This is a genomic window from Micromonospora sp. AKA38, from assembly GCF_027925725.1.
In the GTDB taxonomy this organism is placed as follows: Bacteria; Actinomycetota; Actinomycetes; order Mycobacteriales; family Micromonosporaceae; genus Micromonospora.
The window spans coordinates 126,132-152,997 of the sequence record NZ_BNEI01000001.1 but is presented as its reverse complement, the minus strand read 5'-3'; the positions used below and the strand labels follow the sequence as shown (position 1 = coordinate 152,997).

The following is a 26,866-nucleotide window of genomic DNA, read 5'->3' as shown; positions in this document are numbered from 1 at the left end:
CGAGGCTAGCCCGACCAAGCAAGCCCCTTGCCGGGGTGCGGGGGTGTTGCCAACTACAGGCAGAATTGCCTGGTGCGTCTGAAGCGGCCTCGCGGCCTTCCCCTGTGGGTGAGCATCGCCACCGCCGCCGGCGTCAGTGCCTTACTCGGCGGCTACGTGTTGACCTCGGACGGGCTCGGGAACTGGGCTTCCGGGGTGCTTGTCAACATCGGCGCATCTGTGATCTTGGTCGTGCCCGTCTACCTCTTGACCAAGCGCCTAGACCAACGCATTGAACAGGTGGGTTCAGAGACACAGTCCAGCGTTCAGGCCTTGGTGGATCGTGTCGAGACGTTCGAGCAGGGCGTAGAGCGGCGGATCGATGACATTGCCGCCTCGGTGACTTCCCGTCTCGCCCAAGAGAGTCGCGCGGACGCGGAGGCGTTCGAAGCGCTCGGGAGCGCCCCGACACGCGATGCGGTGTTGCGAGCGCTGGTGCGCGCGAACGAACTTGGGCTCATCTCACAGCGTCGCGGGCCCCGCGTCTGCGTGTCCGAAGACCGGCAGTTGTACGTTCAGATTGGCTTCAACGAAGAACCCGATTACTTCCGGGGCGATGAGGAGATCACTTTCACGGTTGAAGAATTCGACGGTACGGCGCTGGAGGTAGTGCCCTGGAGCGGTAAGGACGAGGTTGAGACAGTCCTCGTTCGATTGGGCCGCGTCCTACAGCGGAAGACAACGGAACCTCATCTTGACGTTAAAGCTCTCTTCGAAGGCTTGACTGAGGCGCTAATGGTGGCGCAGGCCGACGTCGACCGTCGGCCCATCTGGCAGGTGTGCCCGCCGCAGTGGGTAATCACAGAGCACGGGCTAATGACCTACGGCAATGCTCCACGCTACGGCGTTTCCGTCGACGCTCTGGCAAGGCAGGAACACCTTGGGAGCCATATCGCAGATAAGACGTGGGTAGACGGTGAGTCATTTTATGATGCGGTAGCGGTGGCGTTAAGTCTGTACCGGAAGCGGAATCTCGAACCGCCCTTTTAGCCCTGTCGTCCGCCCACACCGCTTCGGTGCTGTGAGGGGGTCGAAGGGGGCACCTCGCAGGGGTCATGCTCTGTCGTCGTCGCGGGTCGCGACGTCGCGGCGGAGCTTAGTGAAGAGATCGCGGGCCCACCTGTTCCGGGCCCGAGTGGGGCGGGTCCGGACGGTGTGGGCTAGGCGGTCAGGGGGTGGGCCGGGCACGCGGCGACAGGCTCGGCCCTGCAGCTCGGGGGCGCGTACGCGTGCGGTCATCACCCCACGGTGCCGTACCAACGCGGCCCAGCCTGCGCGACGGGGCGGCGGGAGAGGCGTACGTGACACCGATCCGCCGAGGGTCAGCACAGCCGACGCGGTCCGGTACCGGCCATCGCGGAGGCGATAGACCTCCAGAGGACCGACGGGCCGCGAGAGTGTTGCCGGTCGCGACCAGCGCAGTGTGCTCGCGGTTGCGGCCTTTAGAACTTCTGAAGGGCGGCAGCCTCGGCCCTATCTCCGGCCCTGATCGATTTTCTAGGCCCTCTCAGGGACGCGCACGCCCCTTCCCGCTCGGCGGGCTCCTCGGGTAGTTCGGGGACCCACCCCATGAAGCGGTCCGTCAGGCCGGGCGGGACGTCGCCGTGGGTCTGCGCGGCGAAGTCGTCGATCGCGTCGGCGAGGCGCGCGCCGAGGTGGAGGATCAGCCCTCGGCGGTCGTTGGCGAACTGGGCGAGGAGGGCCGTTCGGGCGACCGTGCACGGCCAGGGGTGTTCGGTGGCCGTGCACGTCCACTCCGGGCGGGCCGGGTCGTGCCTGTCGGTGAGGGCCTTCATCAGGCACCCGCCCGAACGGGTGTGCGGGGAACCGGGCGGCGCATCAGCGGCTTCTGTACCGGCGGGCGATCGGTCAGGCGAAACACGCCCTCGGTCCGCACGAACAGGGACCGGCGGGCGGTCGCGGCACCGTCCGGGCCGAGCTGGTAGCCGTCTACCCAGCACCACCCGTCGTACGTGGACCAGTCCAGCGTACGAATCACGCGAACCACGATCGGGCAAACGAACTGCGGGGACGCCGAGCGGGTCAGGTGAAGCACGTCGCCGGAACAGAACAGGGGGGCGGCGGGTGCGCCGACCGGGCGGCGTGGCGCGGTCACCGGAGGTCACCGTTGCGGCGGAAGAGGGTCGTTGCCGCCGGGGAGGACATCCACGCGCGACTGTTCGCGAGCCGGCGGGCCGGCGGCGGGGGCGGCGGGTAGATCGGAGTCAATTGGGCGCGGCGGCGCAGCCTCATGCAGCAGCGCCAGGTCATCAGGCCGCAGGAGCAGGCCAGGCCGGGCGGGACCAGGCGCAGGCGCGGACGGTGGAATCGGGAGGACAGGACGGCAGTCCGGTAGAGCTTCAGCTTCTCCCTGGGCATAGCGCGCTCCTCTCGTAGAACTGGGAGGGGGACCGCCCCGCGCTGGTGCCTACCGGACGAGGCGGTCCCCTGACTGACACGGTCACCGGGCCCCTCGTCCCACCGGCCGCGCCGTCTACAGAGAACATTGCTTCGGGTTGCTTGACAATCACACAGCGTTAGATGATTTCTGTGGGACGTTCTCTTGGCTCTGGAAGGGACCAGGCATGAATCACGCCTTTATCGCTGCGATGGCAGAGGCGAGCGAGACGGCCGAAAGCTTGGCAGGTCGGCTTGACCTTCACCCGAAGACCGTCGCCCGTTGGGCCAACCCGGGACGTATCCCCCAGAGCCGGCATCGTGCCGAGGTCGCGAGAATCCTCCAAAAGGAGCCCGCGGAACTTTGGCCAGACGCGCACAAGCGCCGTGAGCCCGTGTGGTTCCGCCCGTGGGTCGACATCGAGCGGGAGTCAGTCGCACTGCGCGCGTTCCAACTCGCGTGGGTGCCGGGTCTTCTCCAGACCGAGGCGTACGCCCGCGCGACGTTGGGCGGTCAGCCCCTTTCGCAAGACCAAGTCGGCGAGCTGGTAGCCGCGCGGCTGGAGCGGCAAGCGATCCTGACCGGCGACCAGGGCCCACTATTCGTTGCGGTGATTGATGAGCAGGTGATCCGGCGTGCCGCCGCAGGGGACCGGGCGCTCATGGCGGCCCAGCTCGCCCACCTCCTGAACTGCGCCGAGATGCCGAACGTTCAGCTTCACGTCGTGCCGCGTGACACCGCGACGTATCCCGGGCTCGACGGGCCCTTCACGCTCGCCGAGCTGCCCGACGGCACGCGAGCGGCGCACGTCGACAGCCAGGCAAGAGCGCAAATCATCGACCAGGCTACCGAGATTGCTACGCTTGAACGACGGTGGGAACGCATCCGCGGCGAGGCACTTCCCCGAGGGCATTCCTTGGACCTTCTGAGAGAAGCGGCAGCATCATGGACCTGACCGGCGCACAGTGGCGCAAGAGCACGAAGAGTGGCGGCAACGGTGGCGACTGTGTCGAGGTCGCCGACAACCTTCCCGGCGTCGTTGGCGTGCGGGACTCGAAGGACCTGACCGGCCCGGCGCTCGCCTTTGAGCCGGCTTCCTGGCGGGCGTTCGTCGCCCAGGTCGCCGACCGCGGCTGACACGACCACACGAAGCGCCCGTCCCGTGTTGGGACGGGCGCTTCGCGTGAGGGTTACTGGCCGGCCGGCTTCAGGCAGAGCACCCGGTTGGTGCCGCCGCCCTGGAGGACGACAGTGGGCTGGGACAGGTCGGCGCACTTGTCCTTGTTGTCCACCTTCGACACCACGGTGAACGCGCCCTGCTCACCGCAGTCGGCAGCCGCGGCGGTCGTGCCGGTCTGCTTGATGCAGGAGCCGACCGCCGGGTCGAAGCCCGCCGGCTTGTCGTCACCGCCGATCTTGCCGAGCAGCGTGAGCAGGCCGAGCGGCACGGCGAGGATCAGCACGGCCGCGATGAGCACCAGAGCCAGCACCCGACCGTTGCGCACCTTCGGCGCGGGCGCCTCGGTCTTCGGCTCGGCGTCCGGCTTGAACGCGTCGAAGCGGCCCTGATCCGAGTCGTCGGCCGGACCCTCCGGGGACCAGGCCGGCGGGGCCTGCGGGGACGGCGGCGGGAAGGCGGGAGGGAAGCCGCCCGGCTCACCCGCCGGACCCTGACCCGGTACGGCGACCGAGGCACGCCCACCAGCAGTCGGACCGTACGCGTCCTGCTGGCCACCCGGACCGCCGAACGGGTCGGGACGGCCACCGGGACCGCCGTACGCGTCCTGACGGCCACCCGGGCCCCCGAACGCGTCCTGGTGGCCGCCCGGACCGCCGAACGGGTTCTGCTGGCCGCCGAAGGAGTCGCGTGACCCGCCGGGCTGCTCGTCGTCCTGCGGGTGCACCCCGTTGGCGGGGCGGTTGTTGCCGGGCGGGTCCATGAAGGACGGCACACCGACCGGGAACGGCGGCGGGCCGGCCGGCGAGGACGGCCGGTCGCCGAATCCGCGCGGGTCGTCGTCGGACCGGGACTGCGGCCCGCCGTAGCCGGGCGGACCGTCCTGACCGGGGTAGCCGTGCGGACCGTCGGGCCGCGACTGCGGACCACCGAAGGCGGGCGCGTCGTCCGGCCGGGAGTGCGGTCCGCCGAAGCCGGGTGCGTCGTCGGAGCGGAACTGCTGGCCGGCGAAGTTGGGTGCGTCGTCAGCACGCCCCCGCGGCCCGGCGAAGCCGTGTCCGTCGTCGCCACGGGAGGAGGATCCGAAGCCGTGTCCGTCGTCGCCACGGGACGGGGACCCGCCGTAGCCGTGTCCGTCGTCGGTTCGGGACGGCGACCCGAAGCCGGGTCCGTCGTCCGGTCGGGCCTGCGGGCCGGCGAAGGCCGACGGAGCGTCCTGGCCGGGGTAGCCGTGCGCGTCGTCCGCCTCCGGGGCGTCCTCGGGCTCCGGTCGGGTCGGCCGGCCGTACACCCGGGGCTGCGGCGCGGACGCGGCGGTCGGATGTGCCGACTGGTCGGCCGGCGGGGTGACCCGGCTGGCCACCGGGACGGAGGCGCTGGCCGAGACCGGACCGGCGGCGCCGGCCTCGGGCGAGGTGCGCGGGCCGGGAAGGACCGGACCGGCCGGCGACTGCGGCTCCTCAGGTGCGGACCGGGCGGCGCCCCAGCCGGCGTCACCACGCTCCGGCTCGTACGCCTGGGGTGCACGCTCGGCCGGGCCGAACTGCGCGGCGACGGCATGGTCGGCGGGCGGTGAGGCCGCCAGTGCGGCCCCCGGCACCCGCTGGCTCTGTGCGGGCAGCGGTACCGCGTGGCCGGGTGAGATGCCCGGTGCGGGCGCGGGCTGGTAGACCGGTCCGTCCTCGGCGGGCTGCCAGCCGCGCGACGGTGCCGGCTGTGCCTCGTCGGCGTGGCCCCACGCCTCGGCGGGCGACCAGGGTTCGGCGGACGCCCGCTCGTCCTGGTTGCCGCCCCACCCGGGCCGGGCCGGCTCCTCCGCCGGCCGCTCGGTCTCCCGCTGCTGCGGCCCGGCTGCGGCGCCGCCCCAACCGCCGGCCGGTCCCTCGCCGCCACGCTGCGGCAACGCCGGAGCGTGGCGGCCGGCGGCCTGGTCATCGGCGTCACGTTGCGGCATCGCGGGAGCGTCGTTCCAGCCACCGGCCTGGTCGTCGCCGTCGCGCCGAGGCCGGGCGGGGGCGTCGTTCCAGCCCGCGGGGTGGGGCTGATTCGACTCGCCCCAGCCGGCTGGCTGCGGGACCTCGGACGCGACGGCGGCGCGCCCGCCGGCGGCCCAACCGCCGGAGCGGTCCGGGTCGTCGTCCCGAGTGGAACCGTCCCGGCCGCCCACCCGGTTCTCTCCCTGCGGGGCGGGCCAGCCGCCGGATCGGGCCGAATCGTCGTGCTGCTGCCCGCCGGCCGCCTGCCAACCGCCGGAGCGGTGCGGGTCGTCCTCGGTGCGGGTGGAGCGGCTGTCCTGGTCGGACTGCTCCGGAGTGGACCACGCCTGCTCGGGCCGGACGGCGCCGGGCACGGAGACCTTGGCGGCGGCCCGGGCGGTCGGCTCGGGCGGAGGCCAGGTGGCTCCGCTCTGCTGGCCGGGCGGAACCCAGGCCGGCTGGGTGTCACGTGGGGCCCAACCGCCGGACCGGTCGTCCGGCTGCGCCCCGGGCTGCTCGTCGCGGCGGTTCCAGCCGCCGGAACGGTTCGGGTCGTCCGACTGGGCGGCGGTGCCGACGGCCCAGCCTCCGGAGTGGCCGGCGTCGTCGCCCTGCTGCGCGGCAGGGGTGAACCCGCCGGAGCGGTGCGGGTCGTCCGAGCCGGCGGGGGTGACCCAGGACTCGTTCGGCACGGTGGCCGGCGCCGGGACGTAGCCGGTGCCCCGCGCGCCCGTCTCGGGCTGCGCCCAGGCGGGCTGCTCCCCGGCGGCGCCGCGGGCGGGACGATGCTGCTCGGTGGCCCAGGCGGGCGGCGCCGGTTCGGCGGGACCGCCCGACGTCGGGGCCCAGGCCGGCGGCGCCGGCTCGCCGGACGCGTCCGGGCGGGCCGACTCGCCCGGCCCCCACCCGGGAGCACCCGGACCGGAGCCGGCCCAGGCCGGTGCGCCCTGCTCGGGGCCGGCCCAGGCGGGCTGTGCGCCCCGGCCGCCCGACTCGGCGGGCGGGGGCACCTGGGCGGTGGCGCGACCGGTGACGTGCTGGCCGGCGGGCGGGGCCCAGGCGGGCGGCTGGTCGTCGGCCGCGGCCCAGGCCGGAGCCGGCGGGGCGGGCCGACCGGCCGGCGGGGGCGGGGCCCAGCCGAGGTCGGGCGTGCCGTTGTACCCGTTGTCCTGCTGCGCCGGCTGGTCACCGTACGGCACCGGTCCGCCGGTGCCCGGCGACACCTCGCCCGGCTCCTGGCCGGGGTGGTGCGGAGCCTCGGACGTCATGGGTGCTCCTCCTCCATCACAGGTCGACCGCCGATGCCGGCCGGGGACCGTCGGCATGGCTGCCGGCGTCGCCGGCGGGTACCGGCCGTGCGGGCTCCCCGCACCGTATCCGGTGGCCGCCCGGGGACGCTCGGGGGAGCATCGGCCGTCACCGAAAGTCACCGGTCGACGTCGATGAGTTTCACTCTCCACGTCGGTCCGGAGCAGCCGGTTGGCGACCGTGCCAACCGTACCGGGCGGTGCGGCGGGGTGGAATCCCGGTGCCGGCCGACGTGGAACGCCGAAGACCCGCCCGGGGTGCCGGGCGGGTCTTCTCCACTGGAGGAGTGCGGAACGTCGGTGGCGTCAGCTCATGTGACGCTGGGCGATGGCGAGAAGCTCTGCGCGGACCGCGGGCGAGTTGGCGGAACGCAGGGCGTGCTCGATGGCACGGGCCCGGCGGTTGGCGTCGCGGCGGGTGCGGATTCGCTCGATCATGCTCATCTTGGGTCTCTCCTCCTGGCTATTCGGTTGTCAGCCCTTGATGTCTCTATTTAACCGCACCGCACGCATGATCGCCATCGATTGCAAGGTGAGCTGAGCCACCTGCCTAAGGATCGTAGGCATCCTCATCACTGAGCCGAAGATTCCTTCATCAACGGCAACGGCCGGTGTGCCGGGCGTTCACCCGTGGCACACCGGCCGTTGCCGGAGCGGTGGTACGTCAGGTCCAGGCGAGCAGCGCCGCCTCCGGATCGGCCAGGAAGTCCCCGATGTCGCGCAGGAACTTGGACCCCAGCTCACCGTCGATGATCCGGTGGTCGAAGGAGAGGCCGAGCGTGGTGACCAGCCGGGCCTTCACCTTGCCCTTGTGCACCCACGGCTGCTCGCGTACCGCGCCGAAGGCGAGGATCGCCGACTCGCCCGGGGGCAGGATCGGCGTACCGGTGTCGACGCCGAAGACGCCGACGTTGGTGATGGTGAGCGTGCCGCCGGACATGTCCGCCGGGGACGTCTTCCCCGACTTCGCGGTCTGCACCAGCGCCGTCATCGCGTCCGCCAGCTCACGCAGCGTCAGCCGGCCGGCGTCCTTGATGTTCGGCACGATCAGGCCGCGCTCGGTGGCCGCCGCGATGCCCAGGTTGACGTACTCCTTGACCACGATCTCGTCGCCGGCCCAGGTCGAGTTGACCATCGGGTACCGCTTGACCGCCAGCAGCACCGCCTTGGCGACCAGCAGCAGCGGGGAGACCCGCACGTCGCGCCACTCGCGCCGGTCGCGGAGCCGGTCCAGCGCCTTCATCGCCCGGGTCACGTCGACGGTCAGGAACTCCGTCACGTGCGGGGCGGTGAACGCCGAGCGGGCCATGTTCTCCGCGGTGAGCTTGCGTACCCCCTTGACCGGGATGCGCTGCTCGCGGTCCGCGCCGAAGCTCGCGGCCGACGCGGCCGACGTCGACAGCGCGGTGACCGTCAGCGGCTCGGCCGCCGCCGGGGTCCCATTCGCCGCCCGCTGTACGTCCTCGCGGGTGATCGAGCCGAGCGGACCGGAACCGGTCAGCGCGGCCAGGTCGACCCCGAGGTCCTTGGCGAGCTTGCGGACCGGCGGCTTGGCCAGCACCGGGCCGCCGCCCGCCCGGCCGTTGCCGTTCAGCGCGGGCGTCGGGGCCACCGGGGTCGCCGCCGGAGCCGGCACCGGCGCGGCCTGGACCGGCGCGGCCGGCACCGGGACCGCCTGGGTCGGGGCGGCCGGCGCCGGGGCGGCGCCCTTGCGCGGGCGGCGCTTGGCCGGCGCGTTGCGCGGGCCGTAGCCGACCAGCACGGCGGTACGCCCACCCGGCGCCACGCCACCGATCAGGCCCGGCTCGACCATGCCCTCCTCGGGTGCCACCTCGACGGCGGCCAGCGAGGCCGCCGACGGGGTGGGCAGGTCGGCGGTGGGTGTGCCGGTCGTCGACTGCTCCACCGGCCCGGCGCCCGGGTCGGTGTCGATCGCGATGATCGGCACGCCGACCTCGACCGTCGAACCCTCCGGGTGGAAGATCGCCTGCACCCGGCCGGCCCACTTCGCCGGGATCTCGACCGCCGCCTTCGCGGTCTCCACCTCGACGATCGGCTGGTTCAGCTCGATGTCGTCGCCCACCTTGACCAGCCAGGCGAGGATCTCGCCCTCGGTCAGGCCCTCGCCCAGGTCGGGCAGGTTGAACTCCTTGATCCGGGACATGCCGCTCACCAGCCGAAGGTGCGGTCGACGGCGTCGAGCACCCGGTCGAGGTCCGGCAGGTACTCCTCCTCCACCCGGGCGGCCGGGTAGGGGACGTCGAAGCCGGTCACCCGCAGCACCGGGGACTCCAGGGAGTAGAAGCACTCCTCGGTGATCCGGGCCGCGACCTCCGACCCGAGGCCCAGGTTGCCCGGCGCCTCGTGCACGACCACGCAGCGGCCGGTGCGCTTCACCGACTCGTACGCGGCGGTCAGGTCCAGCGGCGAGAGCGTCCGCAGGTCGATGACCTCCAGCTCCCGGCCGTCCTCGGCGGCGGCGGTGGCCGCGTCCAGCGCGGTGCGCACCATCGGGCCGTACGCCAGCACGGTGGCGTCCGTGCCCGGCCGGGCGACCCGCGCGCTGTGCAGCGGGTACGCGTCGGTGAGCGGGGCGTCCAGGTCGACCGGACCCTTCTCCCAGTAGCGCCGCTTCGGCTCCAGGAACACGATCGGGTCGTCCGACGCGATTGCCTGCTGGATCATCACGTACGCGTCCTGCGGGTTCGCGCAGGTGACCACCTTGAGGCCGGCGGTGTGCGCGAAGTACGCCTCGGGCGACTCCGAGTGGTGCTCGACCGCGCCGATGCCGCCGCCGTAGGGGATCCGGATGACCATCGGGATCCGCACCTTGCCCTGCGAGCGGTAGTGCATCTTCGCCACCTGCGACACGATCTGGTCGTACGCGGGGTAGACGAAGCCGTCGAACTGGATCTCGCAGACCGGCCGGAAGCCGCGGATGGCCAGGCCGACCGCGGTGCCGATGATGCCGGACTCGGCCAGCGGGGTATCGATCACCCGCTGGTCGCCGAAGTCCTTCTGGAGGCCGTCGGTGATCCGGAACACGCCGCCGAGCTTGCCGACGTCCTCGCCCATGATGACGACCTTCTGGTCGTTCTCCAGGGCCCGTCGCAGACCGGTGTTGAGTGCCTTGCCGAGCGTGAGCGTCTCCGTGGCCATCAGTGCGCGCTCCCCTCGAACGACTCCATGTACTGCGAGAACCGGGCCCGCTGCTCGTCCAGCTCCGGGGAGCCGTGCGGGTAGACGTGGTCGAACATGCTGACCGGCTGCGGGTCGGGCATGTTGAGCACCCGCTCCCGCAGGTGCACCGACTCGGTACGGGCCTGCTCGTCGATCTCGGTGAAGAACGACTCGTCGACGATCTGCTGCTTGAGCAGGAACGCCTTCATCCGGGCGATCGGGTCCTTGGCCTGCCAGGCCTCGACCTCGCTGGCGATCCGGTAACGCGTCGGGTCGTCCGAGGTGGTGTGCGCGCCCATCCGGTAGGTGTACGCCTCGATCAGGGACGGGCCCTGGCCGCTGCGCGCGGTGTCCAGCGCGTGCCGGGTCACCGCGTACGAGGCGAGCACGTCGTTGCCGTCCACCCGGACGCCGGGGAAGCCGAAACCGCCGGCCCGCCGGTACAGCGGGACGCGGGTCTGCCGCTCCAGCGGCTCGGAGATGGCGTACTGGTTGTTCTGGCAGAAGAAGACCAACGGCGCGTTGAACACGCTGGCCCAGACGAACGACTCGTTGACGTCGCCCTGGCTGGTGGCGCCGTCACCGAAGTAGGCGATCACCGCCTCGCCGTCCTCGCCGCCGGTCTTGCCGTCCATCGCGACGCCCATGGCGTACCCGGTCGCGTGCAGGGTCTGCGCCCCGATGACGATCGTGTACATGTTGAACTTGAACTCATTCGGGTCCCAGCCGCCCTGGTCGACGCCGCGGAACAGGCCGAGGGGCATGATCGGGTCGATGCCGCGGCAGTAGAGGACGCCGTGCTCCCGGTAGGTCGGGAACGCCATGTCCTGCGCGCGCAGCGCCCGGCCGGAGCCCACCTGCGCGGCCTCCTGGCCCAGCAGGCTCGCCCACAGGCCCAGCTCGCCCTGGCGTTGCAGGGCGGTCGCCTCGGCGTCGAGCTTGCGGACCAGCACGAGGTCGCGGTAGAGCCCGCGGTACTCCTCGTCGGTGAAGTCGACGCGGTACTCGGTCCCGTCCGGGCCGAGCGCGGTCTCGATCCGCTCGCCTTCCGGCGTGAGCAGCTGAACGAGTTCCGGTTCGCCGGTCGCGGCGGCGCGCCTGGTACGGGGTGCGGCCCGCTTGCTGCGGGTGGCGGCCCCGGGGTCGCCCTTTGCCATCGGTCTCTCCCTGTCTGTCTGCGCCGCCGGGGGTGACCCGAGCCGCGCACCTCGTGCGCCCGCCCGGCTGCTGCCGGGTCGGTCCCTGGCGACCGCGCCTAGCCCCGGTGAGGGTTGCCGCGCGGCGTGAGCCGGGGTCCGTCGGGGGACCCAGGCCCGGGAGCGCCGGCGCCGTTCCGCACCAGCCGCGGGGTGCGCGGAGGTAGCGGCTGCGTTGCCGTCGTGCCTGAATGATTGCAGAGGAGGTGAGCGGGCCCACAGTATGGCCTCCCCCGACGGTGAGCTTCCATCGGCTTCGCGACGGATGAGCGCTTTTGTCCCAACAGGTGACGGGCCCCGGCGGACAAAATGTGTGTCGACACGCGGTTGCGGCTGGTGAACTGACTGTCACTCGGTCAAGCTGGCGATGAGTGCTCACGCGGCTTTTGTCCGGATATTCGGGCGTGCTGTTCCGTTCCGTCGACGCGTACGAGGAGTGTGCCGGTGTCCGAACCAGAGGGTCCTCCCGGTGCCCCCTTCCTGGGCCGGCACCGGGCCCTGCCCGCCGCCCGCTACCGACCGGTGGTCGGCGCGCACCGCGCCCCCGGAGCCGGTGGCCCGAGCCGGGGCTACCTGCTGACCGTCGCGCTGCTCGCCGGTACCGCCTCGATGCCGATCCTGGCCGCGATCAGCACCGGCTCGGCGACCGTGGGGAACAGCGCCCTGCCCGACGCCGGCACGCCGTTCATCCCGACGCCCTCGGTCGGGCCGGTGGTCATCCCGCTGCCCCGGACCACCCCGGCCCCGGTGCTGACGGCGTCCACGCCCGCGGTCGACGCCGTCACCGCCACCGCGCCGCCGCGACCGGTGTTCCCGGCCGCCCCGATCCCGCCCGACAGGAGCGACCTCGGCTCCGGTCGGTCCCGGCCGGCCACCGCGCCGGTGGCCCCGCCCGAACCGCCCCGGTCCACACCGGCCCGGCCGCCGAGGCCGTCGCCGGTGCCCTCGCCCTCGCCCTCGGCGTCCGACCCGGCGCAGGATCCGGTCCCGGTGCCCGAGCCCACCACCACCTCCTCCGCGCCCACCCCCGAGCCGACCGGCACCTCGTCCGGACCGACCGCCGAGCCGACGTCCGGGCCGACCTCGGAGCCGACGTCCGGGCCGACCGCCGAGCCGTCGTCGTCCGGGCCGACCTCGGCGCCGACCTCCGGGCCCACGACGGAGCCGAGCCAGGGGCCGTCGCCGAGTGGCGAGCCGGAACGGCTCAGGCGGGGTCGTCGGTGAGGCGGTGCCGGTTCGCCTCGATCCAGGCGTCCAGCGCCGCCGGGTCGTCCGGGTCCACCCCGTCCGCCATCAACTGCGCCACCGCCGCGGTGGCCGCGCTCCGCCGCTCACCGGTGCTGTAGAGCCGGGCGAACTCGGGGACCATCTCGGTGATCGCCTCGTCCGTCCGGGCGGTCGCGGGGGGCGCCAGCCCACGCTGCCGGCCCGCGTACGCCGCCCAGGCCCGCAACACCCGGGGCAGCATCGCGGCGTCGTCCATGTCCAGCACGGCACGACGGTGCACCCAGTCGAGCAGGAACAGCTCGGCGACCATCGGGCTCCACCGCATCGGGTCGGCGTCCGGGAAGCTCGCCGCGTGATCCAGTAGCAGACCCAGGCAGAAGTGCAGCGAGGCCAGCTCGCCGTCGGCCACCTCGGGCAGGCCGAAACGGGCGGCCTCGGGCGAGTCGAGGAAGGCGCGTACCAGCCTGGTCCGCTCCTCGTCGGTGGCCGGCGGCACGACCGCCGGCCCGGTCGGCGGTCGTGGCCCGGGCAGGGCCGCCAGGCGGGCGCCCACCAGGGCCCGGTCGGTGGCGAGCGAACCCTGGGCGGGCAACTCACCGAGGTCGTCGGTGACCGCCAGGTGGCGGCCCACCTCCGCGTGCATCCGCGCCGGGTCCTCGGCACGGAACCAGGTCAGCTCGTCCTCGGTGCAGATCTCCCGGGCCTGCTCGACGATCCGGGCCGCCGGACCGCCGACGAACACGTCCTTGGTGATGCCGATGTTGTGGTCGACGAGGGCCACCAGAGCGTGCTCCGGCCCGCCCTGCTCCTCGTCCTCGTAGGCGAACGTGGCCAGGTAGGAGGTCTGGTCGCCGTACACGTCGCCGTACGCCCAGGTGCCGGTGAGGCGCACCCGGCCGAGCTGGCCGGCCCACGCCGGGGCGTACGTGCCGGGCCGGACCCGGGCGGCGCCCTCGGCGTCCGGCACCAGGGCGGCGAAGACGGCGCGGATGGTGGTCGCGGCGGCGCTGCGCCGGCGTGACGTGGCGGCGAGGAAACCGGCCACGAACTCGTGGACGGCTCGCTGTCGGTCGTGCTCCGCGACGGCGTAGACGCTGCCCAGCAACGCGGCGCCGAGCATCTCCGCGTCCAGGGCGGAGTCGAGCCTCGTCACGTCGCGCGCGGCGTGCAGCACCGCGTCGTAGGGGGTCTGTGGCGTGGCCATGCATCGACCCTACGCCGCGCCGACGGCCGTCACACCGCTCCGCGCACCCGATTCAGCGCCGGCCGGCCTCGTGCAGCGCGTCCCGTGCCGCGCCGTAACGCGCCAGCAACGCCCAGACCGGATCCAGCACGTACTTCTCGCCGACGCTGCCGACCGAGGTGAGCAGGCGCTGCTCGGCCCGGTCGCGGGCCCGCCGGGCCGCCCACCCGACCACCGGCCGGGTGAGCGCCGCCACCAGCAGCCCGGCCAGCAGCCCGCCGAGCAGCAGCACGGTGGGCCAGGGCACCTCGCCGAGCTTCGGGTAGTCCAGCGGTGGCAGGCCGAGGAAGCGCAGCGCGTACCCCAGGACCAGCCAGACCAGGCCGCCCACCGCCGCGAGCGTGACCAGCCACTGGATCCCGCCGACCACCCGCCACCAGGCCGGCCGCCGGTCCATGCCGAGGTCGGTGGCGGCGACCGCGTGGTCGAGCGCGCCCGGCAGCTCGGCCAGCCGGGACCGGGCCGCCGCGGTCAACGCGGTCGGCCACGGCGCCGGCAGGTCGGCGCCGGACCGGTCGGCCACCGCCCGGATGGCCAGGTTCAGCGCCGAGCGCTGCGCGGCGGTCGGATCGGGTACGGAGGTGGCCGAGATCAGGCTCTCGGCCGGCGCGTCCGGGTCCCGCCCCGGCAGGTGCAACCGGCGCAGCGGATCCGGGCGCAGCTTCCGCCAGCTCCGCACCAGCGGCCAGCCGGTGCTGCTCACCGCCCGGTGCCGGTACGCGCCCTGGACCGCCTGCGCCACGGTCGGCACGCCGGCCGCCCCGGCCAGTGCCCGGGTGAGTTCCCGGGCCGAGGCGTCACCCGGCCGGGTGCGTGGCGGCTCCGGCCCGACCAACGGTTCGAGGTCGGTCACCACGGCGTCCACGTCGCCGGAGAGCCGGCGCAGCGCGGCCTGCCGCTCGGCGACCGTCTTCTCCAGCTCGGCCCGCAACCCGGCCAGCCCGGCCGGGTCCGTGGCCACGGTGGGCAGCAGCGGAACCCCACCCAGCCCGTCGGCGTCGAGCAGCCGGCGCAGGTCGTCGAGGACGGTGGGCAGCTCGGTCGGGTGCAACCGGTCGGCCTGGTTGAGCACCACCACGGTCACGTCCTTGTGCCGGTGGAACTCGCGCAGGTAGCCGGTGTGGATCACGCGGTCGGCGTACTTCTGCGGGTCGACCACCCAGACCACCAGGTCGACCAGGCCGAGCAGCCGGTCGACCTCCAGCCGGTGGTGGTGCTGCACCGAGTCGAAGTCGGGCAGGTCCAGCAGGACCAGACCGTGCAGGTTGGACTCGTCGTCGCCGTCCAGCGGGCTCTCCCGGACGAACCGGTGCCGGGGCAGCACCCCGACCCAGTCGAGCAGGCGTACCGCGCCGTCGAGCGGGCCCCACACGCAGGCGTGGGCCACGCCGGTGGTCGGCCGGCGCACGCCGACCGGGGAGAGGTCCATCCGGGCCAGCGCGTTGAACAGGCTCGACTTTCCGCTGCCGGTGGCGCCGGCGAGCGCGACCACGGTGTGCCGGCCGGAGAGGGCGAGCCGGTCGCCGGCCCGCTCGACCACGGTGTGCGCGGCCACCAGTTGGGCGTCCGGCACCTGGCCGTCCACCGCGCCGAGGAACCGCTGGACCGCCTGGAGGCGCGCGATCAGGACGTCCGGATCGATCCGTTGGTCGCTTCGGAACGCCTCGCGCATCCGTCCCACGAGGTTCGTCATGATGCCGTCCTTGTTCGCGCCTGCGGGGCTCGCAGGCCCGGCTCGCTCCTCGCGCTCACGGGTGGTGGCGTCCGTCCTGGTCGGTGTGGGTGGGCGACGGGGCGCCGTCGGCCGTGGTGAGGCCGCTGCGGTGCCGGGCCCGCTCGACCGTCACCGCTGCCTGGCGCAACGCCTCACCGGCGTCGGTGGCCGGGCGGGCGGCCTCGGTGCGGGCCAGGAAGCGGGCGGCCTCCTCGGTGAGCAGCGCGCCGACCCGGTCGAGCAGGTCCACCCGCGCCTTGCGGGACAGGTTACGCACCGCCTGGTCGCCGAAGATGGCCTGGAGCACGGTCTGCCCGGCGACCGCGGTGCCGGTGCCGGCGGCGACCTCCAGGCCGGTCGGGATGAACGCGGTGGACGCGAAGACGCCGATCATGACGGCCAGGCCGGTGGCGTTGACCGCGTACGCCGCCGTGCGGGCCACGAACCGCCGGTCGCCGCCCTCGACGCGGACCAGTTCCAGCACCGCGCGCTGCCAGTCGCGGACCAGTTGCTCGCCGCGTGCCGGCAGGTCGGCCGACGCGTACGCCAGCTCCGGTTCGAGCAGCGCCGCGCCGGCCGGGTGCGCCTTCCAACCGGTGTACGCGTTCTCGGCCGCCTCGGCGGCCACCCCGCGCAGCAGCGTGACCAGTTGGGACTCGATCGCGGTCCGCAGCTCCGCCGCCGGGGCGGGCCGACCGGTGACCGCCGCGACCATCCGGTCCCGCAGCCGGCCGATCCGCGCCTCCAGGCTGCGGAAGAACTCGCCGGTGCCGACGAACTCCTGCCAGCGGGCCAGCACCTCGCCCCGGAGCAGCCGGCCGTCCCGGAGACCCTGGTCGACGGTGCGCTCGGCGCCCCGGTAGGCGGCCCGGACCCGTTCGTCGAGCGCCTCGGCGGCGGTCATCTGCTCGTCGGCGGCGTCGGCCAACCCCTCGACCACCGGATGCAGGGCGGCCAGCGCGCCGTCGAGCGTCTGCCGGACCACCGCCGAGCGGGCCTCCGCGTCGCCGGCGAGCCGGGCGAACCAGCCGCTCAGTGGCGCGGTCATCCGGTCCGGCAGCAGGCCCTGCCCGTCCACCCAGGTCTCCGGCAGCACGAACAACGGCGCGGCGCCCAGATCCTGCGAGGCGAGCATCTGGGACAGGTGGGCGGCGATCTCGTCGGCGGCCTCGGGCGGGACCCGGTCGAGCACCATGGCGACGGCGGTGCCCCGGGCCCGGGCGCTGCGCAGCAGCTCCCAGGGCACGGCGTCGGCGTAGCGCGCGGCGGTGGTGACGAACAACCACAGGTCGGCGGCGGCGAGCAGTTGCCCGGCGAGCGCCCGGTTGGCGTCCACCACCGAGTCGATGTCCGGGGCGTCGAGAAAGGCCAGCCCGGCCGGCAGCGCCGGGGCGGTGACCAGTTGGAGGGTGCCCGGGTGCTCGCTCGGCTCGGTGGTGCGGGTCAGGCCGGGCAGCAGCTCGCCCTGGCGGAACCAGGCGGCGTCGGCCGGATTGCAGACCAGCACCGGGGAACGGGTGGTGGGCCGGAGCACCCCGGCCGCGCTGACCCGTGCCTGGACCAGGCTGTTGACGAGCGTCGACTTGCCGGCGCCGGTCGAGCCGCCGACCACCACGAGCAGCGGGGCGTCGAGTCGGGCCAACCTCGGCAGCAGGTAGTCGTCGAGCTGGTCGGTGAGGCTCCGGGCGGCGTGCCGGGCCGGCTCGGCCGAGGGCAGGGCGAGCGGGAAGCGAGCCGCGTCGATCGCGGCCCGCAGCTCGGTGAGCGCGGCGGACAGGCCCGCCGTGGCTTCGGCGGGCTGGTCGTCCCCGGTGGGGGCTCCGGTGCGGGCTGCGACGGCGGGCGCGCCGGCACGGGTGGCGGAATCGCCATGCGTCGTCACCGCTAAAGCGTGCCCGACCGACGCAAGGTAAGACAACCGGACGGTAATAACGGTCAGGTTGCGTCGAGTCGACTCAACCTCGACTTGCGGTTTGCCGATCGCGTGGCACTATTGAGTCAAGTTCACTCAACTTGTGGCGCGGCTGCCTTCCGGGCGACCCCGCCGGGCAGGCCAACCGACCTGCTCACCCGTTATGAAGCGAGGAAGCGAACATGGCACGTGCGGTCGGCATCGACCTCGGCACGACGAACTCCTGCGTCAGCGTTCTCGAGGGCGGTGAGCCCACCGTCATCGCCAACGCTGAGGGCTCGCGTACGACTCCCTCGATCGTCGCGTTCGCCCGCAACGGCGAGGTGCTCGTCGGTGAGGTCGCCAAGCGCCAGGCGGTGACCAACCCCGACCGGACCATCCGCTCGGTCAAGCGGGAGATCGGCACCAACTGGACCGTCGACATCGACGGCAAGAAGTACACCCCGCAGGAGATCTCCGCGCGGACGCTGATGAAGCTCAAGCGGGACGCCGAGGCGTACCTGGGCGAGCAGATCGCCGACGCGGTGATCACCGTCCCGGCCTACTTCAACGACGGGCAGCGCCAGGCCACCAAGGAGGCCGGTGAGATCGCCGGCTTCAACGTGCTGCGGATCGTGAACGAGCCGACCGCGGCCGCCCTGGCGTACGGCCTGGACAAGGGCTCCAAGGAGCAGACCGTCCTGGTCTTCGACCTCGGTGGCGGCACGTTCGACGTGTCCCTGCTGGAGCTGGCCGAGGGCGTCGTCGAGGTGAAGTCGACGAGCGGTGACAACCAGCTCGGCGGCGACGACTGGGACCAGCGGATCATCGACCACCTGGTGAAGACGTTCCGCGGCGAGCACGGCATCGACCTCTCGCAGGACAAGATGGCCATGCAGCGGCTCAAGGAGGCGGCCGAGAAGGCCAAGATCGAGCTGTCCGCGGCCACCACCAGCAACATCAACCTGCCGTACATCACCGCCGGCTCGGCCGGCCCGCTGCACCTCGACGTGACGCTGAGCCGCGCCGAGTTCCAGCGCATGACGCAGGACCTGCTGGACCGCTGCAAGGGCCCGTTCGAGCAGGCCGTCAAGGACGCCGGGATCAAGGTCTCCGACGTCGACCACGTCATCCTGGTCGGCGGCTCGACCCGGATGCCGGCCGTCACCGACCTGGTCAAGCAGCTCACCGGCCGCGACCCGAACAAGGGCGTCAACCCGGACGAGGTCGTTGCCGTCGGCGCCGCGCTCCAGGCCGGCGTGCTCAAGGGCGAGGTCAAGGACGTCCTGCTGCTCGACGTGACGCCGCTGAGCCTCGGCATCGAGACCAAGGGCGGCATCTTCACCAAGCTCATCGAGCGCAACACCACCATCCCGACCAAGCGCTCCGAGGTCTTCACCACGGCCGACGACAACCAGCCGTCGGTGCTGATCCAGGTGTTCCAGGGCGAGCGGGAGATCGCGGCCTACAACAAGAAGCTCGGCACGTTCGAGCTGACCGGCCTCCCGCCGGCGCCGCGCGGCGTGCCGCAGATCGAGGTCACGTTCGACATCGACGCCAACGGCATCGTCAACGTGCACGCCAAGGACCTGGGCACCGGCAAGGAACAGAAGATGACGATCACCGGCGGCTCCTCGCTGCCGAAGGACGACATCGAGCGCATGCGCCGGGACGCCGAGGAGCACGCGGACGAGGACAAGCGCCGCCGCGAGGAGGCGGAGACCCGCAACGTCGCCGAGGCGCTCCAGTGGCAGACCGAGAAGTTCCTCGCCGAGAGCGGCGACAAGCTGCCGGCCGAGAACCGGGACCAGCTCAACGAGGCGCTCGGCGAGCTGCGCAGCGCCCTCGGCGGGCAGGACATCGAGAAGATCAAGGCCGCGCACGAGAAGCTGGCCCAGGTCTCCCAGCAGGCCGGCTCGCTGCTCTACGCGCAGCAGCAGGAGGGTGAGCCGGGCGCTCCCGGTGCGGGTGCGGCCGGGCCGGGTGCCGGCGCGGGTGCGACCGGCGGTCCGCAGGCCGGCGGCGCCGACGACGTGGTCGACGCGGAGATCGTGGACGAGGACAAGAAGTGACAGTCGGTCCCCGGCACGATCCGCACCGCAGAGGGATGAGGTGACCGCATGACGGACACGCCACGAGCGGCCGACCCGGGTTCCACCGGGTCGGCGCCGGGTGGCTCCGCGGGCGCCGGCAAGGACGCCGGCGACGAGCCGCGGGTCGTCATCCGCGACAAGCGCAAGCTCGGCAAGGTGACCGAGGAGCCGGCGAACGACCCGTCCGCCGCCGACGCCGCCGCCGACGCGCCCGCCGAAGGGCTGGTCGAGGAGGCCGAGGTCGTGGTCGACGAGATCGGCGGCGACGCCGACGTCGCCGGGCCCCCCGTGGTCGACGCGCCGGCCGAGCCGAGCGACGAGACCGGCAAGGCGCCGCTCGGCGCCGAGCTGGAGTCGCTCCGCTCCGACCTGGAGGAGCGCACCCGCGACCTCCAGCGGGTGTCGGCGGAGTACGCCAACTACCGCAAGCGGGTCGACCGCGACCGCAACCTGGTCCAGGAGCAGGCGACCGGCGGGGTGCTCACCGCGCTCCTGCCGATCCTCGACGACCTGGACCGGGCCCGCGAGCACGGCGACCTGGTGGGTCCGTTCGGCAGTGTGGCCGACCAGCTCACCGCCGCGCTGGGCAAGTTCGGCCTGACCGCGTTCGGTGAGCAGGGCGACCCGTTCGACCCGACCCGGCACGAGGCGGTGGCGCACCAGACCTCCGCCGACGTGACGGAGCCGACCTGCGTGCAGGTCATGCGCCGGGGCTACCAACTCGGCGAGCGCCTGCTGCGGCCGGCCCTGGTCGCGGTCGCGGACCCGGAGTAGTGCCGACCCGTGACGTCCCGCCCGCCCGCACCGGGCGGGCGGGACGACCGGGATTCGACCCGTGGAAGGGGGTGGACCGGTGAGTTCCAAGGACTGGATCGAGAAGGACTACTACGCCGCGTTGGGCGTGGACAAGTCCGCCTCCTCGGACGAGATCAAGAAGTCGTACCGGAAGCTGGCCCGGGAGTCGCATCCGGACCACAACCCCGGTGATGCCGGGGCCGAGGAGCGGTTCAAGACCGTCTCCGAGGCGTACGCGGTGCTCGGCGACGAGAAGAAGCGTCGCGAGTACGACGAGATGCGGTCGCTCTTCGGCTCGGGCGCGTTCCGGCGCGGCGCCCGCGGCGCGGGCCAGTCCGGGGGCGCGCCGTTCGACGTCTCCGACCTGTTCGGCGGCGGCGGTGCCGGCGGTGGTGGCGACGCCCGGTTCGGTGGCGGCGGCTTCACCGACCTGTTCAGCACGATCTTCTCCGGTGGCGGCGCCGGCGGCGGGGCACGCCCGCGCGGTCCGGCCCGGGGCCGGGACGTCGAGGCCGAGGTGGCGCTGGACTTCTCCGACGCGGTCCGCGGCGTCACGCTGCCGCTGACGCTGCGCGCACCAGGGGTCTGCGACACCTGCCACGGCAACGGCGCGAAGCCGGGCACCACGCCGCTGGCCTGCCCGGTCTGCCACGGCGCCGGCGTGACCACCCGCAACCAGGGGTCGTTCAGCTTCTCCGAGCCGTGCCGCAACTGCCAGGGTGTCGGCACGATCGTCGAGGAGAAGTGCCCGGAGTGCCACGGCAGCGGCGGGGTCACCAAGACCCGCACGCTGACCGTGCGTTTCCCGGCCGGGGTGGCCGACGGCCAGCGGATCCGACTGGCCGGTCGCGGCGAACCCGGCGACCGGGGCGGCCCGGCGGGCGATCTGTTCGTGCACGTGAAGGTGCGCCCGGACGAGCTGTTCGGACGCACCGGGGACGATCTGACCCTGAACGTCCCGATCACGTACGCCGAGGCGGTGCTCGGCACCGACCTGCGGGTGCCGACCCTGGACGGCACGGTGACGTTGCGGGTGCCACCGGGTACCCCCGCCGGGCGGGTGCTGCGGGCCCGGGGCAAGGGCGTCGTACGCAACGACGGGCGCGCCGGTGACCTGCTGGTCACGCTCGACGTGGTGGTCCCGGCGAAGGTGTCGGACGAGGCGCGGGCGGCGCTGGAGACCTTCGCGGCACAGACTCCGCCCGCCGCGCGGGAACATCTCGACGCGCGGGTACGTCGATTCGGTTGACGGCGGCAGCGGAGGTGAACGGGCATGTCGGAGGAGTACGTCGGCTCGGGTGACCCGGCCTACGAAGCCAAGATTCTGATGATCTCGGTGGCGGCGCGGATGGCGGGCATGCACCCCCAGACGCTGCGCCAGTACGACCGGCTGGGCCTGGTGCAGCCCGGTCGGGCGGCCGGCGGCGGTCGCCGGTACAGCGTCCGGGACGTGGTGCTGCTCCGCGAGGTGCAGCGGCTCAGCCAGGACGACGGGATCAACCTGGCCGGGGTCAAGCGGATCATCGGGCTGGAGCGGCTGCTGGAGGAGGCGCAGCAGCGGGTGGCCCGGCTGGAGGCGGAGCTGGACGCCGCGTACCGGCGGATCGCCGAGCTGGAGTCGCTGGGTGGCTTCCCCCGCGGCGACCTGGTGCCCACCAACCGCACCTCCACCGCGCTCGTGGTCTGGCGTCCCCGCCGTACCCCCGATCGCTGACACCTGCTGCTCGCGCTCGTCCGAGGGCCGGCCCGCTCCCCGCTGTTCCCGGGGGCGGGCCGGCCCTCCGTCATCTCCCGGTTGCCCCCACGGCTGCACAGTTGGTGAGTGCCGGCCGGCGTGGAGGTTGCGGAAAGTGGGGCGCGGCGAGATGGGTTCCACTACTCTTTGGATCAGGGATAAATGCCCCGAAACGGAATCCGGGCTGGCGGGGGGAGCCATGGCGGAACCGGCGAAGAAAGTGGCGGAACGCGCGGAGGAACGCCTCGAGAAGGTGGCCGAGAACGTCAAGGAGCGGTTCGACCGGGTCACCGAGGGCCGCTTCAGCGACAAGGTCAAGGAAGGGCGCTTCGCCGACCAGACCGACCACGGTGTGGACCGCGCCAGGGACGACGAGCGGCGCAGGAAGCAGGGCGGATCGACCTGACGGTCCACCGACGTGCGGGCCGGGACCCACGGGGGGTCCCGGCCCGTTCGCCCGCCACCCGCCACCCGCGCCGATCTTGGAGTTATGGCACCTCGCAAAAGGCGCACACACCGCAAACCTTGGCGCCACAACTCCAAGATCGGCGGGGGTCAGAGGCGGCGGTTCTCGCGCACCAGGCCGCCCTCGCACCAGTCGCGGTAGACGAAGAGATCCGGGCGGGCGAGCAGCACCCGGCTGTTGTGCGCCCAGTTGCGCATCAGGTCGTCGCCGGTCCGTTCGGCCTGTTCGACCAGCTTGCGGAAGCGGCGTTTCGGGTGCGCGCGGAAGTTCGTCCGGATGCCGTCGGCGGCGTAGATGTAGAGGCAGTGCAGCGCGAACCGGCGGGCCGGGCAGGACCGGTCCATGGCCAGGTCGAACAGCGTCTGCACCAGGTGGTCACCGGCGACCAGCAGGTCCCAGTCCGGTGGCATGGAGGCCAGCGGCACCGAGTCCGGTTGGTACGCCCAGGCCCGCAGCTCGGCGGGCGACGGGTCGACCGGGTTGGCGAAGCCGTGGAACGTCTCTTCCCGCACGTTCACCGGCCGACCTTCCGCTGACGCTGACGGGGGCTCCGGCCACCCGCGGACCCAGACTGCTGGGGCGACACGTTAACGCGCTTCGGCGGAGCAGTGGTAGACCTTCCCAGAATCAATTTGACAACCGTTGGCCGGGCCGGACCGGCTGAGCAGCCGATCAGGCCCGGCCGCGGGTCAGTCGCCCACCGGCACCGTGACCGGTCGGGTGGCGGCGGCGCGTCGGCGCAGCCACTGCTTGAACCAGGTGGTGTCCGGCAGTCGGGCGAGCAGCGGGCCGGTCACCACCGTGATCAGCACGTACGCGGTGGCGAGCGCGGCCAGCTTCGGCTCCACCGGGTAGACGGCCGACACGGCCAGCCCGGCGATGACGATGGAGAACTCACCGCGCGGGGTGAGCGCCAGGCCGGCCCGCCAGCGTCCGGGCTCGGCGATCCCGGCCCGACGGGCGGCCAGGTAGCCGGTGGCCACCTTCGTCGCCATGGTCACCACGGCCAGCAGCAGCGCGGGCAGCAGCACCGGCGGCATGTCCAGCGGGTTGGTTACCAGCCCGAAGAACACGAAGAAGACCGCGGCGAAGAGGTCCCGCAGCGGCGACAGAAGTTCCGTGGCGTGGTGCGCGACCGGCCCGGACAGCGCGATGCCGACCAGGAACGCGCCGACCGCGGCGGAGACCTGGAGCTTGGCCGCGATACCGGCGACCAGCAGGGTCAGGCCGAGCACGCCGAGCAGCAGCGCCTCCGGATCCTTGGCGGAGAGCGCGGTGGAGATCAGGTGCCCGTACCGGATCGCCACGGCCAGCACGACGACCACGGTGAACACCGCGATGGCGAGCGCGATGCCGCCCTTCATCAGGCCGACCCCGGCGAGCAGCGCGGTGACCAGCGGCAGGTAGAGCGCCATCGCCAGGTCCTCGATCACCAGGACAGAGAGGATCACCGGGGTCTCCCGGTTACCGACCCGGCCCAGGTCGCCGAGCACCTTGGCGATCACACCCGAGGACGACACCCAGGTGACGCCGGCGAGCACCACGGCGGCGACCCAGCCCCAGCCGAGCAGCAGCGCGAACGCGAAGCCGGGCAGCGCGTTGAACACCGCGTCGATGAGCCCGGCGGGCGCGGCAGAGCGGAGGTTGCCGACCAGTTCGTTCGCGCTGTACTCCAGCCCGAGCATGACCAGCAGCAGGATCACGCCGATCTCCGCGCCGACGGCGAAGAACTCCTCGCTGGCGTTGAGCGGCAGCAGGCCGCCGTGCCCGAAGGCGAGGCCGGCGAGCAGGTAGAGCGGGATGGGCGAGACGCCGACGCGACGGCTGAGCCGGCCGAGCAGGCCGAGCAGGAGCAGCAGCGCGCCGACCTCGACGAGCAGGATTTGGGTTTCGTGCATACGCGTCAGCCGTCCGGGTCGGTCTCGGCGAGGATGGAGGTGACGCCGTCGAGCCCCTGTCGGGTGCCGACCACGACGACCACGTCGCCGGATTCGAACCGGAAGGTGGGGTCGGGCGAGACGTTCACCTCGCCCTGACGCAGCACGGCCACGATGGACGCGCTGGTCCGGGTGCGGGCCTTCGTGTCGCCGAGCCGCCGACCGACGTACTTCGAGCCGGCCGGGATGACGATCTGCTCGGTCAGCAGCCCGGCAGCCTGCTCGCGCAGCCCGGAGAGCTGACCCAGCATCAGCGACGCGCCGAGGATGTCGGCCAGCGCCTCCGCCTCGTCGTCGGTCAGCGGTATGTCGTGCTGACAGGAGTCGGGATCGTCCGGGTCGTAGAGGACCAGGTCGCGGCGGCCATTGCGATGGGAGACCACGCCGAGCCGGCGGCCGGATTCCGTCATCAGGTCATGACGTACGCCGATTCCCGGTAAGGCGGTCTGTTCGACACGTACTCGCACGCCGGTGAGGCTACCTCTGCCGGGCACATGCTGCTCCCTGCGGAGACCTGGTGATGGGCGATCAGCTCGCACCCGAGCCTCGGGCCCGCTCAGCGGAGCCCGGCGAAGAACTGCCGGATGTCACCGACCAGCACGTCGGTCGCCTCGTGTGCGGCGTAGTGTCCGCCGACGCTCCCGCGCTGCTCGGGCCCCGCCTCGAAGGCGTGCCAGCGGACGATGTTGGCGTGGTCCCGGTCGGCGAACCGGCGGATCGACTGGAAGTCGCCCGGAAACATCGCCAGCGCGGTCGGCGTCGTGGTCGGCCCGGTCGGCTGCTCGGTGGCGTGCGCGTCCTCCCAGTAGAACCGCATCGCCGAGCCGACGGTGCCGGTGAGCCAGTAGATCGCGACGTTGGCCAGGACGAAGTCCGGGTCAAGGCTCTCGTCGAGGAGTTGCCCATTCCAGGCGAGCAGGCCGACCGGCGAGTCGGCCAGCGCGAACGCGAGCGTCTGCGGCTGTTGGCTCTGCACCTGGTTGAAGGAGAACTTGTTCTCGTAGAACCACTGGAGGTGCTGCAACGCGGCCTGGTCGGCCTCGGTCAGCCCGTCGAACTCGGCGGGGTCGCCGGACGGGAACGAGAAAAGCTGGGTGACGTGCACGCCGAGCACATGGTCCGGGTCGAGGCGGCCCAGTTCGGGCGAGACCATCGAGCCGGCGTCGTTGCCGACCGCGCCGTACCGGTGGTGGCCGAGGCGGGCCATCAGCTCGGCCCAGGCCCGGGCGGTGCGGAAACGGTTCCAGCCGGCACTGCGGGTCGGGCCGGAGAAGCCGAATCCCGGCAAGGACGGAATCACCAGGTGGAACGCGGGCGCGGCCGGATCGGTCGGCTCGGTGAGCGGGCCGATCACGTCCAGGTATTCGATCACGGAGCCGGGCCACCCGTGGGTGAGCACCAGCGGGGTGGCGTCCGGCCGGGACGACCGCACGTACAGGAAGTGGATCTCCTCTCCCTCGATCTCGGTGACGAACTGCGGGTGGGCGTTGAGCCGGGCCTCGACCGCGCGCCAGTCGAACTTCTCCAGCCAGTACGTCGCCAACGCCCGCACCCGCTCGGTCGGCATGCCGTAGGCGGCGCCCACGCCCGGCAGCTCACCCGGCCAGATGGTCCGGCGCAGGCGGTCGGCGAGGTCGTCGAGGGCGTACTGCGGGATCTCGACGCGGAACGGGCGGAGAGTGGCGTCCGACATGACTGCTCCTTCAGAACGGAATGTTTCGTTCCGTTTCACAGTAACAGAGCGGAACGATCCGTTCCACTGTTATCCTCGACCCATGCCCAACCCGATCGACAGCCCGCCGCTGGCCGGCCGGCGCGCGCAGGCGGCGCGCAACGACGAGACGATCCTGGCTGCCGCACGCGCGGTCTTCCTGGACGATCCGAAGGCCCCCATCGCCGCCGTCGCCGAGCGGGCCGGCGTCGGCATCAGTGCCCTCTACCGGCGGTACGCCGGCAAGGAGGACCTGCTGCGCAAGCTCTGCCACGACGGGCTGCGCCGGTTCGTCGCGGCGGCTGAGGAGGCCGCTGCCGATCCGGACGACTGGGCCGCGCTCGCCGGCTTCCTGGAGCGTGTGGTCGACGCCGACGTGCACTCCCTCACCGTGCACCTGGCCGGCACCTTCACCCCGACGGAGGAGATGGGTCACGCCGCGGTGCGGGCGAACGAGCTGGTCGACGCGCTGGTCGGGCGGGCGCGCGACGCCGGGCGGCTCCGGCCGGACGTGGTGACGCAGGACGTCGGGCTGCTGCTGGAGGGGTGCGCGGCGATTCGCGTACCCGATCCGGACCGGACCCGGCAGTTGCGCCGTCGCCACCTCGCGGTTCTGCTGGCCGGCCTGACCGCTGAGGGGCCGACGTTGCCCGGGCCGCCGCCGGCCGCCGGTGAACTCGACTGGCGGTGGCGGTCGACCGGGAAGTGACCCGGGTCACACACCCGGAGTTGAGCGGAATAGACTCAACTCTGGTTGTGTCATGTCCAGTGGACACGCCGA

24 protein-coding genes are annotated in these 26,866 nt (G+C 72.8%); 9 read left to right on the top strand and 15 right to left on the bottom strand.

What is annotated here, in order from left to right; genetic code table 11:
- The first annotated feature begins 108 nt into the window (after window positions 1-108).
- Window positions 109-1,029 (top strand): hypothetical protein, encoded by a 921-nt coding sequence (locus TPA0908_RS00755; protein WP_281933684.1) that lies wholly within the window; start codon window positions 109-111, stop codon window positions 1,027-1,029.
- A gap of 452 nt (window positions 1,030-1,481) precedes the next feature.
- Here the strand turns inward: TPA0908_RS00755 and TPA0908_RS00750 are convergent, their stop codons facing one another.
- The gene (locus TPA0908_RS00750; RefSeq protein WP_281933683.1) at window positions 1,482-1,835 is read right to left on the bottom strand and encodes a hypothetical protein; all 354 of its coding nucleotides are present in this window, start codon (window positions 1,833-1,835) and stop codon (window positions 1,482-1,484) included.
- Entirely contained in the window at window positions 1,835-2,155 is a 321-nt protein-coding gene (locus tag TPA0908_RS00745; protein WP_281933681.1) for a hypothetical protein, read from the bottom strand. Before TPA0908_RS00745 ends, TPA0908_RS00750 begins: the two co-directional genes overlap by 1 nt.
- Before the next feature lie 469 nt (window positions 2,156-2,624).
- Here TPA0908_RS00745 and TPA0908_RS00740 point away from each other — a divergent pair, with 469 nt between their 5' ends.
- Together TPA0908_RS00740 and TPA0908_RS00735 are read left to right on the top strand one after the other, a co-directional pair.
- Window positions 2,625-3,392, top strand: a complete 768-nt coding sequence (locus TPA0908_RS00740; RefSeq protein WP_281933680.1) for a DUF5753 domain-containing protein — start codon at window positions 2,625-2,627, stop codon at window positions 3,390-3,392.
- Entirely contained in the window at window positions 3,383-3,574 is a 192-nt protein-coding gene (locus TPA0908_RS00735) for a DUF397 domain-containing protein (protein WP_281933679.1), read from the top strand. Before TPA0908_RS00740 ends, TPA0908_RS00735 begins: the two co-directional genes overlap by 10 nt.
- Window positions 3,575-3,627: 53 nt before the next feature.
- Here the strand turns inward: TPA0908_RS00735 and TPA0908_RS00730 are convergent, their stop codons facing one another.
- From TPA0908_RS00730 to TPA0908_RS00690, 9 genes are all read right to left on the bottom strand, one after another.
- A complete protein-coding gene (locus TPA0908_RS00730; protein ID WP_281933677.1) occupies window positions 3,628-6,858 on the bottom strand; it encodes an LppU/SCO3897 family protein in 3,231 nt (1,076 codons plus the stop codon).
- A gap of 345 nt (window positions 6,859-7,203) precedes the next feature.
- Window positions 7,204-7,341: a hypothetical protein gene (locus tag TPA0908_RS00725; RefSeq protein ID WP_199199845.1), complete on the bottom strand. Its 138-nt coding sequence runs from the start codon at window positions 7,339-7,341 to the stop codon at window positions 7,204-7,206.
- 220 nt (window positions 7,342-7,561) lie between these two features.
- Complete coding sequence (locus tag TPA0908_RS00720) at window positions 7,562-9,061, bottom strand: dihydrolipoamide acetyltransferase family protein (protein ID WP_281934618.1); 1,500 nt, start codon at window positions 9,059-9,061, stop codon at window positions 7,562-7,564.
- 5 nt (window positions 9,062-9,066) lie between these two features.
- Entirely contained in the window at window positions 9,067-10,056 is a 990-nt protein-coding gene (locus TPA0908_RS00715; protein WP_281933672.1) for an alpha-ketoacid dehydrogenase subunit beta, read from the bottom strand.
- Window positions 10,056-11,234: a pyruvate dehydrogenase (acetyl-transferring) E1 component subunit alpha gene (gene pdhA / locus TPA0908_RS00710; protein WP_107158221.1), complete on the bottom strand. Its 1,179-nt coding sequence runs from the start codon at window positions 11,232-11,234 to the stop codon at window positions 10,056-10,058. The genes TPA0908_RS00715 and pdhA overlap by 1 nt, the downstream gene beginning before the upstream one ends.
- Window positions 11,235-11,842: 608 nt before the next feature.
- Entirely contained in the window at window positions 11,843-12,430 is a 588-nt protein-coding gene (locus TPA0908_RS00705; RefSeq protein ID WP_281933669.1) for a hypothetical protein, read from the bottom strand.
- Between the two features lie 47 nt (window positions 12,431-12,477).
- Complete coding sequence (locus TPA0908_RS00700; protein WP_281933667.1) at window positions 12,478-13,704, bottom strand: hypothetical protein; 1,227 nt, start codon at window positions 13,702-13,704, stop codon at window positions 12,478-12,480.
- 52 nt (window positions 13,705-13,756) lie between these two features.
- On the bottom strand, window positions 13,757-15,436 hold the full coding sequence (locus TPA0908_RS00695) for a GTPase (RefSeq protein ID WP_281933665.1): 1,680 nt from the start codon (window positions 15,434-15,436) through the stop codon (window positions 13,757-13,759).
- Window positions 15,437-15,491: 55 nt separating this feature from the next.
- The gene (locus TPA0908_RS00690) at window positions 15,492-17,339 is read right to left on the bottom strand and encodes a GTPase domain-containing protein (RefSeq protein ID WP_281933663.1); all 1,848 of its coding nucleotides are present in this window, start codon (window positions 17,337-17,339) and stop codon (window positions 15,492-15,494) included.
- A gap of 212 nt (window positions 17,340-17,551) precedes the next feature.
- Here TPA0908_RS00690 and dnaK point away from each other — a divergent pair, with 212 nt between their 5' ends.
- The 5 genes from dnaK to TPA0908_RS00665 all read left to right on the top strand — a co-directional run bounded on the left by dnaK (window position 17,552) and on the right by TPA0908_RS00665 (window position 22,377).
- Complete coding sequence (gene dnaK, locus TPA0908_RS00685; RefSeq protein ID WP_107158225.1) at window positions 17,552-19,420, top strand: molecular chaperone DnaK; 1,869 nt, start codon at window positions 17,552-17,554, stop codon at window positions 19,418-19,420.
- 48 nt (window positions 19,421-19,468) lie between these two features.
- A complete protein-coding gene (grpE, locus tag TPA0908_RS00680; RefSeq protein ID WP_281933660.1) occupies window positions 19,469-20,215 on the top strand; it encodes a nucleotide exchange factor GrpE in 747 nt (248 codons plus the stop codon).
- Window positions 20,216-20,294: 79 nt separating this feature from the next.
- Window positions 20,295-21,485, top strand: a complete 1,191-nt coding sequence (dnaJ, locus tag TPA0908_RS00675) for a molecular chaperone DnaJ (RefSeq protein WP_281933657.1) — start codon at window positions 20,295-20,297, stop codon at window positions 21,483-21,485.
- A gap of 24 nt (window positions 21,486-21,509) precedes the next feature.
- Window positions 21,510-21,950, top strand: a complete 441-nt coding sequence (locus TPA0908_RS00670; protein ID WP_107158228.1) for a heat shock protein transcriptional repressor HspR — start codon at window positions 21,510-21,512, stop codon at window positions 21,948-21,950.
- 220 nt (window positions 21,951-22,170) lie between these two features.
- Complete coding sequence (locus TPA0908_RS00665) at window positions 22,171-22,377, top strand: hypothetical protein (protein ID WP_281933655.1); 207 nt, start codon at window positions 22,171-22,173, stop codon at window positions 22,375-22,377.
- A gap of 149 nt (window positions 22,378-22,526) precedes the next feature.
- Here TPA0908_RS00665 and TPA0908_RS00660 read toward each other — a convergent pair whose 3' ends face one another.
- From TPA0908_RS00660 to TPA0908_RS00645, 4 genes are all read right to left on the bottom strand, one after another.
- Window positions 22,527-22,955, bottom strand: a complete 429-nt coding sequence (locus TPA0908_RS00660; RefSeq protein WP_107158229.1) for a hypothetical protein — start codon at window positions 22,953-22,955, stop codon at window positions 22,527-22,529.
- 171 nt (window positions 22,956-23,126) lie between these two features.
- Window positions 23,127-24,335: a cation:proton antiporter gene (locus TPA0908_RS00655; protein ID WP_281933652.1), complete on the bottom strand. Its 1,209-nt coding sequence runs from the start codon at window positions 24,333-24,335 to the stop codon at window positions 23,127-23,129.
- Window positions 24,336-24,340: 5 nt separating this feature from the next.
- Window positions 24,341-24,841, bottom strand: coding sequence for a cation:proton antiporter regulatory subunit (locus TPA0908_RS00650; RefSeq protein WP_107158231.1), 501 nt, complete (start codon window positions 24,839-24,841; stop codon window positions 24,341-24,343).
- An 89-nt stretch (window positions 24,842-24,930) separates the two neighbouring features.
- On the bottom strand, window positions 24,931-26,067 hold the full coding sequence (locus tag TPA0908_RS00645) for an epoxide hydrolase family protein (protein ID WP_281933648.1): 1,137 nt from the start codon (window positions 26,065-26,067) through the stop codon (window positions 24,931-24,933).
- 82 nt (window positions 26,068-26,149) lie between these two features.
- Between TPA0908_RS00645 and TPA0908_RS00640 the strand changes: the two genes are divergently transcribed.
- The gene (locus TPA0908_RS00640) at window positions 26,150-26,794 is read left to right on the top strand and encodes a TetR/AcrR family transcriptional regulator (protein ID WP_281933647.1); all 645 of its coding nucleotides are present in this window, start codon (window positions 26,150-26,152) and stop codon (window positions 26,792-26,794) included.
- Window positions 26,795-26,866: the final 72 nt, after the last annotated feature.